The 15,696-nt window shown below is 48.2% G+C and carries 20 protein-coding genes; 10 read left to right on the forward strand and 10 right to left on the reverse strand.

Features of this window, described 5'->3' with window-relative positions:
- Window positions 1–4 precede the first annotated feature (4 nt).
- Window positions 5–451 carry a hypothetical protein gene (locus tag KNP96_RS05430; protein ID WP_214769330.1) on the forward strand — a complete coding sequence of 149 codons (447 nt, stop codon included), beginning with the start codon at window positions 5–7 and terminating at the stop codon, window positions 449–451.
- A 196-nt stretch (window positions 452–647) separates the two neighbouring features.
- Here the strand turns inward: KNP96_RS05430 and KNP96_RS05435 are convergent, their stop codons facing one another.
- From KNP96_RS05435 to KNP96_RS05445, 3 genes are all read right to left on the reverse strand, one after another.
- Window positions 648–1,850 carry a cation:proton antiporter gene (locus KNP96_RS05435; protein ID WP_251135731.1) on the reverse strand — a complete coding sequence of 401 codons (1,203 nt, stop codon included), beginning with the start codon at window positions 1,848–1,850 and terminating at the stop codon, window positions 648–650.
- Window positions 1,851–2,053: 203 nt separating this feature from the next.
- Complete coding sequence (locus KNP96_RS05440) at window positions 2,054–3,142, reverse strand: flavin monoamine oxidase family protein (protein ID WP_214769332.1); 1,089 nt, start codon at window positions 3,140–3,142, stop codon at window positions 2,054–2,056.
- Window positions 3,143–3,217: 75 nt separating this feature from the next.
- Window positions 3,218–3,505: a hypothetical protein gene (locus tag KNP96_RS05445; RefSeq protein WP_214765914.1), complete on the reverse strand. Its 288-nt coding sequence runs from the start codon at window positions 3,503–3,505 to the stop codon at window positions 3,218–3,220.
- Window positions 3,506–3,781: 276 nt separating this feature from the next.
- Here KNP96_RS05445 and KNP96_RS05450 point away from each other — a divergent pair, with 276 nt between their 5' ends.
- Both KNP96_RS05450 and KNP96_RS05455 read left to right on the forward strand, forming a co-directional pair.
- Complete coding sequence (locus KNP96_RS05450) at window positions 3,782–4,369, forward strand: TetR/AcrR family transcriptional regulator (protein WP_353048310.1); 588 nt, start codon at window positions 3,782–3,784, stop codon at window positions 4,367–4,369.
- A gap of 30 nt (window positions 4,370–4,399) precedes the next feature.
- Window positions 4,400–5,587, forward strand: a complete 1,188-nt coding sequence (locus KNP96_RS05455; RefSeq protein ID WP_214769333.1) for an MFS transporter — start codon at window positions 4,400–4,402, stop codon at window positions 5,585–5,587.
- Window positions 5,588–5,637: 50 nt separating this feature from the next.
- On the opposite strand, the gene KNP96_RS05460 is transcribed toward KNP96_RS05455, so the two are convergent.
- Window positions 5,638–5,817, reverse strand: a complete 180-nt coding sequence (locus KNP96_RS05460; RefSeq protein WP_214765909.1) for a DUF2171 domain-containing protein — start codon at window positions 5,815–5,817, stop codon at window positions 5,638–5,640.
- Window positions 5,818–6,013: 196 nt separating this feature from the next.
- Here KNP96_RS05460 and KNP96_RS05465 point away from each other — a divergent pair, with 196 nt between their 5' ends.
- Together KNP96_RS05465 and KNP96_RS05470 are read left to right on the forward strand one after the other, a co-directional pair.
- Window positions 6,014–6,223, forward strand: a complete 210-nt coding sequence (locus KNP96_RS05465; protein ID WP_214769335.1) for a helix-turn-helix transcriptional regulator — start codon at window positions 6,014–6,016, stop codon at window positions 6,221–6,223.
- Window positions 6,220–6,696 (forward strand): DUF2178 domain-containing protein, encoded by a 477-nt coding sequence (locus tag KNP96_RS05470; protein ID WP_088837008.1) that lies wholly within the window; start codon window positions 6,220–6,222, stop codon window positions 6,694–6,696. The genes KNP96_RS05465 and KNP96_RS05470 overlap by 4 nt, the downstream gene beginning before the upstream one ends.
- A 12-nt stretch (window positions 6,697–6,708) precedes the next feature.
- On the opposite strand, the gene KNP96_RS05475 is transcribed toward KNP96_RS05470, so the two are convergent.
- Complete coding sequence (locus KNP96_RS05475; RefSeq protein ID WP_214769337.1) at window positions 6,709–7,125, reverse strand: GNAT family N-acetyltransferase; 417 nt, start codon at window positions 7,123–7,125, stop codon at window positions 6,709–6,711.
- Window positions 7,126–7,277: 152 nt separating this feature from the next.
- Between KNP96_RS05475 and KNP96_RS05480 the strand changes: the two genes are divergently transcribed.
- The 3 genes from KNP96_RS05480 to KNP96_RS05490 all read left to right on the forward strand — a co-directional run bounded on the left by KNP96_RS05480 (window position 7,278) and on the right by KNP96_RS05490 (window position 10,041).
- Complete coding sequence (locus tag KNP96_RS05480) at window positions 7,278–7,814, forward strand: GNAT family N-acetyltransferase (RefSeq protein WP_251135732.1); 537 nt, start codon at window positions 7,278–7,280, stop codon at window positions 7,812–7,814.
- 209 nt (window positions 7,815–8,023) lie between these two features.
- Complete coding sequence (locus KNP96_RS05485) at window positions 8,024–9,382, forward strand: alkaline phosphatase (RefSeq protein WP_214769343.1); 1,359 nt, start codon at window positions 8,024–8,026, stop codon at window positions 9,380–9,382.
- 11 nt (window positions 9,383–9,393) lie between these two features.
- The gene (locus KNP96_RS05490) at window positions 9,394–10,041 is read left to right on the forward strand and encodes a DUF4352 domain-containing protein (protein ID WP_214769345.1); all 648 of its coding nucleotides are present in this window, start codon (window positions 9,394–9,396) and stop codon (window positions 10,039–10,041) included.
- 375 nt (window positions 10,042–10,416) lie between these two features.
- On the opposite strand, the gene KNP96_RS05495 is transcribed toward KNP96_RS05490, so the two are convergent.
- From KNP96_RS05495 to KNP96_RS05515, 5 genes are all read right to left on the reverse strand, one after another.
- Entirely contained in the window at window positions 10,417–12,081 is a 1,665-nt protein-coding gene (locus KNP96_RS05495) for an FAD-dependent oxidoreductase (protein ID WP_214769347.1), read from the reverse strand.
- Between the two features lie 12 nt (window positions 12,082–12,093).
- Complete coding sequence (locus KNP96_RS05500) at window positions 12,094–13,398, reverse strand: arsenic transporter (RefSeq protein ID WP_088838476.1); 1,305 nt, start codon at window positions 13,396–13,398, stop codon at window positions 12,094–12,096.
- A gap of 94 nt (window positions 13,399–13,492) precedes the next feature.
- Entirely contained in the window at window positions 13,493–13,801 is a 309-nt protein-coding gene (locus KNP96_RS05505) for an ArsR/SmtB family transcription factor (RefSeq protein WP_214765897.1), read from the reverse strand.
- Window positions 13,802–13,895: 94 nt separating this feature from the next.
- A complete protein-coding gene (locus KNP96_RS05510) occupies window positions 13,896–14,138 on the reverse strand; it encodes a hypothetical protein (RefSeq protein WP_214769349.1) in 243 nt (80 codons plus the stop codon).
- The gene (locus KNP96_RS05515) at window positions 14,135–14,683 is read right to left on the reverse strand and encodes a GNAT family N-acetyltransferase (RefSeq protein WP_214769351.1); all 549 of its coding nucleotides are present in this window, start codon (window positions 14,681–14,683) and stop codon (window positions 14,135–14,137) included. The genes KNP96_RS05510 and KNP96_RS05515 overlap by 4 nt, the downstream gene beginning before the upstream one ends.
- A gap of 192 nt (window positions 14,684–14,875) precedes the next feature.
- Here KNP96_RS05515 and KNP96_RS05520 point away from each other — a divergent pair, with 192 nt between their 5' ends.
- Both KNP96_RS05520 and KNP96_RS05525 read left to right on the forward strand, forming a co-directional pair.
- Entirely contained in the window at window positions 14,876–15,055 is a 180-nt protein-coding gene (locus KNP96_RS05520) for a hypothetical protein (RefSeq protein ID WP_214769353.1), read from the forward strand.
- Window positions 15,056–15,088: 33 nt separating this feature from the next.
- Window positions 15,089–15,673 (forward strand): VanZ family protein, encoded by a 585-nt coding sequence (locus KNP96_RS05525; protein WP_214769356.1) that lies wholly within the window; start codon window positions 15,089–15,091, stop codon window positions 15,671–15,673.
- Window positions 15,674–15,696: the final 23 nt, after the last annotated feature.

Genomic DNA, 15,696 nt, shown 5'->3' on the forward strand with positions numbered 1-15,696 from the left:
TCGCATGAATGAAGAAGTGCTTTTCTATTACGCGCTTTTCGCAGGTGGTATCGTCTGTATAGTGCTGAGTGTGTTGTTATATTTTTGGCTCCGTGAGGATACCGGCATCGAATTTTCCACGTTCGGCCGACTCGTTTTAATGTGTTTATTCGGTGTGGGACTGGTTTGGTATACGGCTCCAAGCCTGAAGTACGTCTTTTATCATGACTATGCGACAACTAAAGGAATGTGTACGGTGGAATACGATGATCAATCCAGCCCGCGGACGATTGATCTTTATTATGATGAAACAGGTGACTATTTCAGTTTCTTTGATCGGGCCGATCTCGGCGCTTACGGACCGGACGTCCCGTATACCTGCCACGTGACAACGACAAAAGATCATGAATTTGAAATTTTTTACCGGATTTACGATTTCAAAACGGGCAAGTTATTATATTCGTCTGAATGACTGGTCATGTTAGAGAAAACTGCATGATTGCGGATTTGATGATTTCCGTTTTTGGAACAACTTAAGATCATCCGTTTTTCTTGTCTTTATGAACACTCAAAATGTTGAGGCGAACGGCTTGTATCTGTAAACGCAAAAAAGCAGACACGATCCAAGTACTTTTTGGACAGTGTCTGCTTTTTGATTTTCTTTTTTATTATCGTTTATGCCGCTTACTCAAGAAAATCGTCAGCGGATAAATACCGATACTTTGGACAATCAACGACAGGACGATGACAGCAAACGATAAGGAAATCAACACATCATATTGCGCTGAGACCGTTTTTTCGAGCCATAGTAACAACGCGACAGACATCGAACCTTTAATCCCGGCTGCCGTAATGATTGAGATCGTCGAAAAGTCGTCGCGAAATTCACCTTTCCAGGCCGGTACCGCATAAATGAAGCCGCTGACCATGATGAACCGTGCCAACAAGGTCAGACCAAAAATGATCAACGCCAGTCCCCATTGTGAAAAAACTAAGTATCCAGCTGCTTGAATCCCAATCAGTAAGAATAAAATCGATAAAAATGTTGGTTTGATGATGTTCCAAAATCCATCTAATGATGCTTTAATTCCCTTCTCCTCATCCGCTTTTTCGATTTCGTAAGACAAGAAAATCCCCAAAATGACCGTGGTGAGAACACCTGAGACACCAAGCGCTTCCGCAAGATAAAATCCACCGTACGACATGACGATACTCAACATCACTTGATATTCTTTTTGCTTCGTCAAGTGAATGATTTTACTTAAAATCCATCCGAGCAGTAAACCAATCAGAATTCCGCCAAACGAAACAAGCATAAATTGTTCGATGAAGGTCGTGAAATTAAAACGTTCCCCCGTTTGAAACATCGATAATAAGATCGTAAACAAAACGATACTCGTCCCGTCATTGACCATCGATTCTCCTTCCACGATATCGGCGAGTTGTTCATCCCCTGTACTTTTTTTGATGATGGACGTCACCGAGACCGGATCGGTCGGAATCAAGATGGCGGCAAGGAGCAGCGAAGCCGTCAGCGAAAGTGAAATGAACAGATTCGAGATCCAGTAAATTGAGACACCGAGCAATAAGGCCGTCACAATCAACCCAATCGTGCTGAACGCCGTAATGATACCCCAATTATTTTTCAACTGTTTAATCGGAAACTGATACGCTGCCGTAAACAGGAGCGCTGGCAAAAACACTTCAAATACGATTTCCTTTGATAGATGAAGCGAAGAAAAATAGGGGATAAATGAAAGACCCAGTCCAATCACGACGAGCACCATCGGAACAGGAATCATTTTTTGTTTTAAATCGATTGTGTAAATTACGTAGCCGATCAATAAGAGAACTAATATCTGTTGCGTCATCACGTCGCCCTCCCTGCATGCTGAACCCAAAAAATAATATATTTCCCTATACCTTTGCACTAATTAAATAAAACAAGTAACACATCATACCAGTTTGTAATGAAAATCGTGAAATGACTTTTTCTCTACAATAATTACTTAGCAAAAAAACGCCCCCGATTGTCGAGGACGCCCATGACAATATTTAAGAGCATTACAACAAATCACCCATGCCGCATCGTCCATTCAGCGACGACCCGCTTCGCCGACCGGAGCGCCCCTTCGACATGGCCACCAAACGCACTATCCGTTTCCGTTCCGGCAAGATAAAGCCGGCCTTGCCAGTTTGCGTCGACTGCGATGGGCCGATACTGCGGAAATTCCGTTAACGGACGGGCATCTGCAGGCGTCGCCGTATCAAGGTCTTGCGCCCAGTCATAATAGAACACTTCCCGCGGATGACGGGCTGCTTCGCCGTACATCGTGATAAGTTGCTCGAGTATGCAGGCTTTAACCGCTTCCGTCCCGAGTGACTGACGCTCTTCTGCCGTCAGCCGTAGGAAACCGAACAAGGCACCCGGTCCGCGCTGCGGTGATGCATCATGAATTTCCTGCATGGCGCCGACCCAGCTCATCCCAAACCCGGACAGACCCGCTTCGCGCCAAAACGGCGTGTCATAGACGACAAGTGCTTTTGCTTGTCCGGCCATCCAGGTCGGGGTCGTTTGCAGTTTCTCCCGCGTCGTCTCGGAAAACGGCGGTTCGATTGCGACTCGCTCGACAAGACGGGGTGGAAGGGCAACCACGACACTATCATACGTTTCTGAAGTCGTCCGTCCGTCTTTGATTGACGTAACGATTACTTGCTGTCCCGTCCGCTCAAGTTTCGTGACGCGTGTCTGTAAGCGGAGCGATGCCGCCGGGAGTTGTGACGCAATCGCTGTCACGAGTGCTTCCATTCCTCCCGCTAACCGCTTCGACGGGACGATACTGTCCGGTGCCAGCAGATGATGTTCGATGGCTCCTGCTTGCCGTTCGAGTACCATCGCGCCCGTCGTGTGTTGGGCGAATGCCGTCAGGCCGAGTTCGGCGACAAGATCCGTGATGACCGTTTCCGTATCCGGCCAGTACCATGTCGGTCCGAGGTCAAAGCGGTCTGCCTCGTCTCCATGCGTACCCGCCACGCTTACAATACGTCCGCCGATCCGGTCCCGTGCTTCATAGACGGTGACCGCTTGCCCCATCTGTTGTAAAAGCGATGCTGTATAAAGCCCGCTGACGCCTGCTCCGATGATTGCGATGGATTGTGTCATCTTGATTCTCCTTTGCTACGAACGGACGAATTGCTCCTGTCCTTACTTATTGTAGCAAGTGTACCTTGTTCCGACTCAATCCTCCAAACGCTCGAACTCGACTAAACGGACAGGCTTAACATATACTTCCTCGTCGAACGTCGTCAGCGAAACGAATGTCTCGCCTTTGCGATAGAGAATTTTAGCTCCTTCTTGATTCACTTTCTTCCAGCCGTCACGATTCAAGCGTGCTGCATACAGGAGTCCCGGTCCGTCTGTTTCTGAAGCAAGTTGCGTCGCGTAGTGTTGCCCGTTCGCACCCGTTTGCTCCGTCGCAAAGCGCGGAATCGGGAACGAACTGACAGATGTACCTTCTTTGAACAATAGGGATATCACCCCGTAATACGTTCCACCTAGCAAAAAGGCCAGCAAGATGATAGATATTATTCTGTTATTTATACGATCAGCCCCCTGATTGCTCGTTTAACATGACATCCATCATTTCAGATGTCTCTACAAATCAAATCACAAGAATATTCCTAATAATATCCATTGTTGCACCCCCTTTAGTTTTACTCAAGTTATTCTTTGAGGCATTTTCCTGTTCAAGTAGCAAACCAGATGCTACAGTATTTTTATAAACTAACGACCGTTAGGAAGGTGAATGATTTGAAAGCTGCACAATTAATCCCGACCGCTTTGCGCCACTTCGCGAGTCACGGCTACGAAGGGGCCTCCTTAAACGACATCGCCCAGGAAGTCGGTATCAAGAAACCATCCATCTATGCCCACTATTCCGGAAAAGACGATCTCTTTTTGAAGACGATGGCGTACGCGCTCGGTGAACAGAAAAAACACCTCGCGTCCTACTTCGTCGAGACACGGCAGTTGCCGCTCGAAGCATCGCTAAAAGGATTTTTCGACTGGTTCATCGAGGAAAGCAACCAAAACGACCAAATGAAGTTCATCCTTCGCATCGCGTACTTCCCGCCCGTCAAACTGGAGCATGAAGTGACGGCGTTGATCAATCCGTTTTTCGATTCGATCCATCGTCACCTTGCACGCTTATTTCGCGAACGCGACCGGACGGAGCAGATTCTCTACTCCGAAGACTATACGAGCGGCGCACTCGCCTATTTGACGGTTGCGGAAGGAACGATGACAGAACTCGTCTATAACGGGATTGACGCCTACCAACAACGACTCACTGCCGTCTGGCCGATTTTTTGGCGCGGACTCGTCCGTTAAGAAGTCAAATCAGAAACTGAGGTTCAAATCATGCAAAACAACAAACTCATTTTAGGTACACTTTTACTCAATCTGTTCATCGCCTTTTTAGGGATCGGACTCGTCATTCCCGTCACCCCGACGATCATGAATGAATTGAACATCTCCGGCTCGACGGTCGGCTATATGGTGTCGGCGTTCGCCTTTGCCCAACTGATTCTCTCGCCGCTTGCCGGACGCGCCGTCGACAAGTATGGACGAAAGCCGATGATCATCATCGGCTTGTTCATCTTCAGCATGTCGGAACTGTTATTCGGTCTCGGACAGACGGTCGAAGTCCTGTTCGCTTCGCGCATCCTAGGGGGAGTCAGTGCCGCCTTCATCATGCCGGCCGTGACGGCGTTCATCGCCGACATCACGACGAATGAGACGCGTCCGAAGGCGCTCGGCTATATGTCGGCCGCCATTTCGACCGGCTTCATAATCGGACCGGGGATCGGCGGCTTTCTCGCTGACATCGGGACACGGGTTCCGTTTTTCTTTGCCGCGACGTTCGGGATGATTGCGATGATTTTGTCTGTCTTCACGTTACGTGAACCGGAACGTCATTATGCCGATGCGCCGACTGTCAAACAAGCGGCCGGCTTCTCAAAAGTCTTTTCCCCCCTCTATTTCGTCGCTTTTTTGGTCCTGTTGATTTCGTCATTCGGTCTCGCCTCGTTCGAATCGCTGTTCGCCCTGTTCGTCGACCGGAAGTTCGGCTTCACGGCGAAGGACATCGCTCTCGCGATTTCCCTCGGAGCGATTGTCGGTGTCATCGTCCAAGTCGGCCTGTTCGACCGCTTGACGCGGTGGTTCGGTGAAATTCGCCTGATCCGTTACAGCTTAATCGTCTCGACCGCCCTCGTCCTCGTCATGACGTACGTGACGAGTTACTTCGCAATCATCCTTGTGACGATGGTCGTCTTCGTCGGATTCGACTTGATGCGTCCTGCCGTCACGACCTATCTGTCGAAGATTGCCGGCGATGAACAAGGTTTCGTCGGCGGAATGAACTCGATGTTTACGAGTGTCGGGAACATCCTCGGACCGATTGCGGGTGGACTCCTGTTTGATGTCAATCTCAACTACCCGTTTTATTTCGCGACGATCGTCCTGACGGTCGGCATCATCTTGACGTTCTTTTGGCGTCAACCGAAACTGTCGGTCGACTCGGGCGCAACGAAACTGTCATCGTGAACATGAAGAAGCGTTCCCCTGAACTAAGGGAGACGCTTCTTTTTAATGCATTAAGATGATTGCTGATAACTAGTATTCGATAAATTATCTTCGACTGATCTGACCCACTCGACCGGGACATATAATGATTTTGCAATGGCTTCATCCGTTTTTCCAAGCTTCCGTAACGTTTTGACGATGCGCATGCGGCGTGCGAGCTCCCTTTGATCCGGAATACATTCAGGCAACATTTAATTCCCCCCCTTTTTCTGTCCCGATGCCGTCGAAGTGATAAAGTACATATTACCCGAATTTTGTCAGACTATTCTGTTTTAGTCAGACTCCGCGAATTTTCGATAAATGAGACGAAAAAATAAAAAGTATAGTTCACTTTACAAAATGTAAAACGAACTATACAATATGTTCATGAAAGAAAGGAGTGTCCCGATGAAACTTTCGAATCGCGTCAAAGCATTACGGCGCCAAACGGACTGGACGCAAGAACAATTCGCTGACTTGATCGGCGTCACGCGCCAGACCGTCATCTCACTCGAAAAAGGAAGCTATACCCCGTCCTTGTTACTGGCGATGCACATCGCCCGGATCTTTGACCGACCAATCGAAGACATCTTTTATTTGGAGGAGGAATCACTTTGAAACGTGTCATCATTCAATCGAGCTTAAACATTTGTCTGTTCTATCTGTTAGCTGCTTTCGTCAGTTCTGTACACGATCAACTTGAAGTGTTTAACGATGATCCCGTCCGCGGTACCGGATTCAACATCACATTGGAACTTCCGCTTGTTCTTCCGATGATACTCATCGCTGTTTTACTAACCGTTATGGGGTATCTGACTCGGACCAACAAAAAAAGTACGTTTTCCGAATGGTCCGTCGGGATGACTGAATTTTCCGATCAGGACGAGCGCGAGGAAGTCATCACAGGTAAGGCGACACGTGTTGCCTATTCAACATTTTTGTCCACACTCCCTGTCCTGATGATTCCGTTTTTATTTTACGTCCAACTCGTTGAAGGTTTTCCGAACTTTCCCTTCTACGCCATCGCGACCGTCTTATCGCTCGGCACACTGTCCTATCTGATTGCTTGGATTTATTATTACAAGAAATAAGGATCAACTCATTTAAAGTAATTTTTTATAGAAGTATTGTGTCATCCCTTCGACCGGATGATCGTCCAAGCGACCATATTCGACGTACCCGTTTTTTTCGTAAAAGCCGGGTGCCTGAAAGCTGAACGTGTCGAGGATGACTTTGCTGCAGGCACGTTCGTTGGCATAGGCTTCGACCATACTCAATAATTTGCTGCCGTATCCGCCGCCTTTGACGGACTCGTCGAGCCATAAGAAGGAGACGTGAACGTGGTTCCAGCCGTATTCACCTGTCAATCCGCCTTTAATCTCGCCATCTTCTTTTAAAAGAAAGCAGATTTGTTCCGTCTCGTGTTGAACCGACAAAGGGACTTTCGTTTTGTTGAAGCTGATTAATTGTTCGCGAATGTATTCGCGGTCCTCCGTTGAACCCTGTTGTATCTCTAACATCTCTATCCATCCTTTCCAATCTGTTTCTAGTCTATCATGTGTCGATCTAGACAATCTTCGTTTGTCTTAATGGAAATACTTTACATTTTTAAATTATTTATGGCATTCTTAAGAGGGACGATTTTGATTTTACTAGTTTAGAGGCGAATATGATGGATCCAATTGACGCGAACATTCAATCTGTAACGTACACGATTCGTCCGGCCGAACGCACGGATGCACGACAGCTTGCTTTACTGCGCGTAAGACTCGATGCGGAAACGGACCACTTTGACCGATTCCCGGGCGAAGACGTGCTGGATGAAAAGGGATTTCTGCAATTGATTCAGCATGAGACCGGTATTCCCCACTCCCTGCTCGTCGCTGAAGTGGATCGTCAACTCGTCGGTTATGCCCGCTGTGTCGGTTTCTCCTTGCGTCGGTTCGCACATAAAGCCGACTTCGGCGTCGGGGTCGTCCGTGACTGTTGGGGGCAAGGCATCGGGCGGGCTCTCTTACAGACGACACTTGACTGGGCACGGACGGTCGAACTGCAAAAGATTCAATTGACCGTCGTCGAGACGAATCAAGGGGCCGTTCGTTTATATCAGACAACCGGGTTTCAAGTCGAAGGACGACTCAAGCACGACCGACTGCTTGCGGACGGCTTGTATTATGATACGATTTTGATGGGCTTACTCCTCGTTTAACACGCTTCACACTAACTAGCCGGCGACTTCGCTGACTAGTTTTTTCATATTTTTGTTTCGTAAGACATGCCAACTCCTTTTTCATAGCTCCTTGTCATTACTTCTTCATAATTGTTTACATTTTTCTCATATTCCGTTCATATTCCTTCAGTAGGATGATGAATGTAGGCAATACATACTGTTCTTTAAATGACCAAGGAGGAATTATCATGAAACTGAAACGACTGATCCCGATTCTCGCCCTATCGACCTTATCGCTCAGCACGATGGTATCGACACCGGATGCCGATGCCAAAAGCAAATACAAGAAGACGCCGGAAATCCGCAACGTCATCTTTTTAATCGGTGACGGGATGGGTGTTTCCTATACGTCGGCGCACCGCTACTTAAAAAATGATCCGACGACGACCGTCGCCGAAAAAACTGCCTTCGACCAGTATCTCGTCGGTCAGCAAATGACCTATCCGGAAGATCCGGCACAAAACATCACCGACTCTGCCTCTGCCGCAACCGCAATGTCTTCCGGCGTCAAGACGTACAACGCAGCGATTGCCGTCGACAATGATAAGTCTGAAGTCAAGACCGTCCTTGAAGCGGCGAAAGAACGCGGTAAGTCGACGGGACTCGTCGCGACGTCAGAAATCACCCATGCGACACCGGCTTCGTTCGGCGCTCATGACGAAAATCGGAAAAACATGAACGCGATCGCAGATGATTACTTTAAGGAACGGATTAACGGGAAACATAAGATTGATGTTTTACTCGGCGGCGGCAAATCCAACTTCATCCGTCCGGATGTCGATTTGACGAAAGCATTCAAAAAAGACGGTTACGGATACGTGACGGATCTTGACGAATTAAATGCCGACCGCAACAAACAAGTCCTCGGTCTGTTTGCCGATGGCGGTTTAGCAAAACGGATCGACCGTGAAAATAGCGTTCCCTCATTGGAGCAAATGACGAATGCGGCGATTAAACGACTCGATACGAACAAAAAAGGCTTCTTCCTGATGGTCGAAGGGAGTCAAATCGACTGGGCCGGACATGATAATGACATCGTCAGCGCGATGAGTGAAATGGAAGATTTCGAACGGGCGTTTAAAGCGGCAATCGCCTTCGCGAAAAAGGACAAGCATACGCTCGTCGTCGCGACGGCCGATCATTCGACGGGTGGCTATTCAATCGGGGCAGACGGGATTTATAACTGGTTCGCCGAGCCGATTAAAGCAGCAAAGAAAACACCCGACTTCATGGCTGAAAAAATCGTTTCCGGCGCCGATGTCCGCAAGACCTTGACGACGTACATCGATCAACAAAAATTGGCTTTGACGGAAGAGGAATTCACTTCGGTCGAACGAGCTGCTGCCTCTAAGAACGTGACAGACGTCGATAACGCGATTGAAGAAATCTTCAATCAACGGTCGCACACGGGTTGGACGACGGGCGGACATACGGGAGAAGACGTTCCCGTCTATGCCTATGGACCGGCTAAAGACCGGTTTGCCGGACAAGTCGACAATACGGATCACGCCAAAATCATTTTTGATCTCTTGAAAAAGAATAAATAAGGAGGTCCATCATGAAGCGACTCCTGCTCTCGATCACGCTTGGAACCATCCTCGCCGGATGTAGTGATTCTTCAGCTGATCAACAAGCCGTGCCGGCACCACCCGTCACACACACCTCCGTCGCACTTGAAAAGACGGACGTCTATGTGCCGAACCCGCAATTGCCGGACGAACGGATGTTGACGAAACGGAATCAGACGGTTCGTGACGATAAAGGTGAATTGACGTTACAACAGATCCAGTCCGTCAAACAAACTCACTCGATTGGACCGATTGACATGACAATCGAGGAAGTAAAAGTTATTCAGACCCGTCCGAGTTACGCGATGATTGATTTCTTTCACGGCTTCACCCATGAAGAAGCATTCGATATGGTGAAGATCCGCGTCACGGTTACGAATACGAGCAAGCAACCGGTCACGTTCAATCCGGTTGCTCATGTAAAAATCAATCAATCGACAGAAAAAACAATTGATGATGACCTGTACCTCGAAGCATTGGCCGGGACATATGAGCCATCGGAACAGCGCAGCGGCAACCTTGGTTTTATCACGGAACGTCCCGTTGAAAAACTGGAGTTTTTGACGAGTGACGTCCTTGATGCGCAGCAGCAGGTCATTAAAAAAGGTCAACCTTTCACAGTGACGCTACACGATTAATTCAACAGACAAGACAAAGAACCACGTTCCGACTGGCGGAGCGTGGTTCTTGTACGTTAAACAAATTTTATGGAGAATAAAAACGCTACATCGGATAGTGCTCTAAACTATCTGTATGCCTGCTCTCCTCAATCATCACATAAATCGCGTCGTGTTTCGGTGACTCCTGCGGGAAAAAGCGCGTGATCAACGCGCTGCTAAGAGGCAGGCAAGACCCTGCTCCTTGTCCGTGAGGATCAAGGAGCAACGGCTTGCGCCTCACCCGAGGAAAGCAACGAAAAACAACGACGCGTATTACCGAACATGACTTTTCCTATACATTGAAAGCCACGCCCCGACTAGCGGAGCGTGATTCTTATTTATCCGGTTCTCCGCTTATTTCTTAGAAAAACAATGCTTCAGGTGCTGATAGTTCGTATTTCCACCGGACAAGTTACAGACATCCGTAAACCCGAGATTCTTGAGCACGTTTTGCGCTGCATTGCCGGTGACGCCTTTATTACAATAGACGACCGTCGGGATGGATGGATCGAGTTCCGCAGCCCGCGTCCGCAGTTCGCCGAGTGGGATATGAACCGCGCCGTCGACATGATTCTTCTCGAACTGTTTTTTCGACCGCGTATCGATGATTTGAATCGTCTCTTCCGCCGCCGTCTGCTCGATTAACGTTTCCGGCGTCATTAAACGGGCCGTCTTCTTAATCGCGTTATCAAGCGCCATCCCTGTGTAGAGGACAGGATCTTTTGTTGTCGAGAACGGCGGGGCATAGGCAAGATCGAGATGGAACAAGTCTTCCGCCTTCGCCTTGAACGTGATTGCCGTCGCGAGGACATCAATCCGTTTGTCGACGCCTTGCGGTCCAACGATCTGTGCGCCGAGGACCCGTCCTGTTTTTCGGTCAGCAATCGCTTTGATGACCATATCCTTTCCGCCCATATACTCGGGACGGTCCGGTTTAATGTTGTGTAAAATCTCAATATCGAATCCGGCGGCAAGGGCTTCTTTTTCCGTCAAGCCGGTTTGGGCGACCGTCAAATCGAATGCCTTGAAAATCCCCGTCCCGAGAATGCCGCGATGTGCCGCCTCTTCCCCGGTGATGACCATCCCGGCAATCCGACCCATCTTGTTCGCTGTAGAACCGAGCGGCCGATAAATCGCTTCGCCCGTAATGACGGAAAAGCTCTCTGCGACGTCACCGACGGCATAGACGTCTTTCACGTTCGTCTGCATTTGCGGATTGACGGCAATCGCCCCCGTCTGACCGAGTGTGACGCCGATTTGTGTCGCCAGTTCCGTGTTCGGTTTGACGCCGACCGAGAGGATGACGAAATCCGTCGCAATTGATTTTCCGCTCGCGAGTTCGACTTGCTCTACTTTGCCTTCGCCCGTCAATGCCGTGACCGATTCATTTAACAACAGCCGGACCCCTTTACTTTCAAGATGATCGCCGACACGTGACGCCATATCAAAATCAAGCGGCGGCATGACTTGCGGTAGTCGTTCGACGAGCGTGACGGCAATGCCGCGGTACGTCAACTGTTCCGCCATCTCAAGTCCGATGAATCCGCCACCGACAATCGTGACCGTCTTCGGATCGTGTTGCTCGATGTACGTACGGATCGCTCCCGCGTTCTGGACGTTCCGGACGGAAAAGACGTTTGGTGCATCAACACCGGGAAATGGAGGAATGATGCTTGACGCACCTGTCGCGAGGACCAGCGTATCGTACGTATCCTCGAAGCGTTCACCCGTTACGCCATTTAAGATGGTCGCCGTCTTCGTCTGATGATTAATTGATTCGACTTCATGTCGGGTCTTGACGTCGATATTGTAACGTTTTTTAAAGAATGCCGCGTCCCGTGGTGTCAAGGTATCGATGTCTTCGATCTCGCCACCGACGAAGTACGGGATGCCGCAACCCGAGTACGAGATGTCTTGATCGCGGTCATAAATCGTAATTTGTAATGATTCGTCGTTCCGACGGGCTTTTGCGCCGACCGATGTTCCGGCAGCAACTGAACCGATGATGAGTAGTTTCATGAATAATCCCCCTTAGTAAAGTAACAAGCTGATGTAAAGACCGAGTAAGGTGATCGCAAGCGTCGGAACCGTTAAAATCGTTCCAATCTTAACGTATTGTCCCCACCCAATTTTAACACCTTTTGTCCGTAAGACGTGTAACCAAAGTAACGTCGCAAGACTCCCGATCGGCGTGATTTTCGGACCTAAGTCGGAGCCGATGACATTGGCATAAATCAAGGCCTCCCGGATCGATCCTGTTGCCTGACTGAGATCGATCGCGAGTGCATCAATCATCACGGTCGGCATGTTGTTCATGATCGATGACAAAATGGCAGCGAGGAAGCCCATCCCGAACGTCGCAGCGGCGAGATTTGTCGCAAACCCATCGATGATGTCCGCTAAAAATTGAGTCAGACCGGCATTTTGCAGACCGTAAACGACGATGTACATCCCGAGTGAGAAGAAGACGATTGCCCATGGTGCACCGGCAATGACTTGTTTCGTCGGGACACTTGGTGAACGGCGGGCCATCAGTAAGAAAAACAAGGCGATGACGCCGGCAACGAGACTGACGGGAATCCCGATAAGATCACTCGTGAAGTAACCGACGACAAGCAGCACGAGGACCACCCATGATAATTTGAACATTCGCTGATCTTTGATTGCCGCGCGTGGTGCGACGAGTTGTGTCACGTCATAAGTCTTCGGAATACTCTTACGGAAGTAAAGATAAAGTACGAGTAAACTCCCGGAAACTGCAAAGACGTTGACGAACACCATCCGCGCCGCATAGTCCGTAAAGCCGATGTCAAAGAAGTCGGCCGAGACGATGTTGACGAGGTTCGAAACGACGAACGGCAGACTTGCCGTATCGGCGATGAAGCCGGACGCGAAGACATACGCGAGGACGACATAATCCGGTAACTTTAAGTGCCGGACCATCGCGAGGACGATTGGTGTCAAAATCAACGCGGCGCCGTCATTTGCGAACAAGGCAGCGACCCCTGCACCAAGCAGCGTCATGTAAATGAACAATTTCAATCCGCCGCCTTTGGCGATTCGTGCCATATGTAAGGCGGCCCATTCAAAGAATCCGATTTCGTCTAAAATCAGCGAGATGATGATCAGCGCGATAAAGGTAAAGGTCGCGTTCCAGATGATGCCCCAAACGGTCGCGACATCGTCAAGATTGACGACGCCGGTCAGCAAGGCGATGATGGCCATCCCGATCGCCGAATAACCGATCCCGAGACCTTTTGGTTGTTTGATGATTAAAAATAACGTGATTAAAAAGATTCCAATCGCAAGTACGTGTGTTCCAGTCAAAATCGTCACTTCATTTCTATAAAAAATTTTAATTTCAGCAACTTCACATAACAACCTTGTTATATAAGGACGCTGTCGACCAACCGAAAAGTGACCTTTCCGGTCAGCACATATTTCCTTCCGTCAAGGACGGTCGTTCAAGTGTTGCTAAAATCGTCACGAGCAATGCATAGTGTGAATGGTCCGGATTAAGCCGAAAATGAATCCACTGACGATCGCGTCGTTCTAAGATGATGTGCGCTTGCCGTAATAATTTCAAATGCCGGCTGATTGCCGGCTGGGATATGCCATACACATCGACGAAATCACAGACACAGTGTTCACGCTCTTGCAGGCGATTCAACATATCAAGCCGGATTCCGTCACTCAGCAATTTCAAATAGGCACTGACTGTTTCGACGTCTGTGTTCAATGGCCCCTCGCCTCCTCCTCTTTTCCTATGCCACGTGTTCTAACATAAACAGTCTATTATATAACTAACTCGTTATTCAATGATTTTTAAAAGATTATTTTTTGTTCTGTGTAAAGGATGTGAACGCCGGTAGATTGACGACCAAAAAATAAAGCGTGAATGCAATCAAAAAGAATACGGTGAAGGACAACAATTTTTCATCATGTAAAAACAATGTCCGGTCGATGTGCAGGTGCCCGGTTTTATCAATCGCGACCGGCATCGTCACCAGTGTTAAAAAAATACCGCCCATCAGGAAAAGTCCAAGTATGTTGAAATACCGTTGTGGTGTTTTCATGATTGCACCACCCAGTCCGGTTGAATTATCGAAAACAAACACCCATCATGCGAACGTCCACCTTGATAGAGATAACCCCGCAGTTTGCCTTCTTGAACGAACCCTTGTTTTTCGAGGAGATGGATTGACGCGACATTATCCGGGAAGGTGACGGCTCCGACACGGAATAAATCAAGTTCTTCAAACGCATACCGCAAAATTACCCGGACCGCTTCCGATGTATAGCCTTTCCCCCAATAAGTGGGACTTAATTCGAAACCGATTTCTGTTTTCTTGCTGTATTCACTCAAGTGATTAAAGCCGATCGTCCCGATGAACGCTCTGGTTTCCTTGTCGACCATCCCCCAGCGGATGCCGCGTCTTGTTTTATAAGTGTTGTCAAACGACTTGACGATCATGGTTCCCTGTTCGGCGGACGTCAACGGGTCCATCCCGTAAAAGCGCGTCACTGCCTCGTCCGATAAGATTTCAAATAATGCTTCCGCATGGTCGGGTGTTACTTCGACGAGCTGTAATCGCTCCGTTTGTAAAACGGGAAAAGTCATATTCATTCCTCCGATTTTTCATTTACTGTCCTTAAAAGCATATTACGGCACTCCCATTCAAAATCCCTGATTTTTCCACAAAAACAATGTTAATTCCTAATAATGAAAGACGAACGGGTTTTTGTTGTGTTATCCTATTTTTGGTCTTTTATTCCCATTTCACAAATTCAATAGTCTAGGAGGTAGATGTGTTTGAATATAAAACTAGCATTCATCTTATGCCTCATGCTTGTAGCTGGATTTCGCGTCATCCATCTGTTTGATTTGCCTTATTGGATGCAGCAATTCTATGGTGTGTTTTATCTTATCACGACAGGAATCATCGCATTCATGTTATGGAAACAAAAAAAAGCGAAACGCGTCCAACCTTAAGGGCGACAATTTATCTATGTAAAGGAGCATCATATGCCATCCATCTCATTTCCCGTTTTCACCCTGCTCGGACTACTCGGATTATTGATGTATGCCGGATTTGATTTCAGAAGACAGGCATTTAATCACTTAGGCAAACGAAGTATCATGTACAGCTTTCTCGTGTACGCGATTGTCGTCGTCCACTTGACAATCGGTTTCGTTTATTTCCCTCCGCAAGCAGGATCAATCGATATTCAGTTGCGCCCTTTCCACTTTATTAACGATTGGATGCTTGCAGGACAGCAAGGCAATTGGTTCTTTTGGAATTCAGTAAAGTTGACTGCTTATAACTTCCTTTTGTTCCTGCCGCTCGGCGTCTATCTTGTCTTCCTTTTCAAAATACGGTTCACAACAGGGTTGCTGTTCCTTTTTCTGACGAGCTTTGTGATTGAAACGCTGCAATTTGTCTTCAGTTATGCCGGTCTGCTGTTCCGCCGTACCTTCAACGTTGATGATTTATTGCTCAATACACTCGGTGGACTGCTTGGTATGTTCGTCGCTTACATGGTTGTCCGATTCATTCTGACGAAGCCAAACCAGTTCCCGAAGCAAACGGATAAAACTAAAATTTCGTAACCAATAAAAACGACGGATGCCTT

The sequence above is a fragment of the Exiguobacterium sp. s133 genome (assembly GCF_018618595.1).
GTDB classification, from domain to species: domain Bacteria; phylum Bacillota; class Bacilli; order Exiguobacteriales; family Exiguobacteriaceae; genus Exiguobacterium_A; species Exiguobacterium_A oxidotolerans.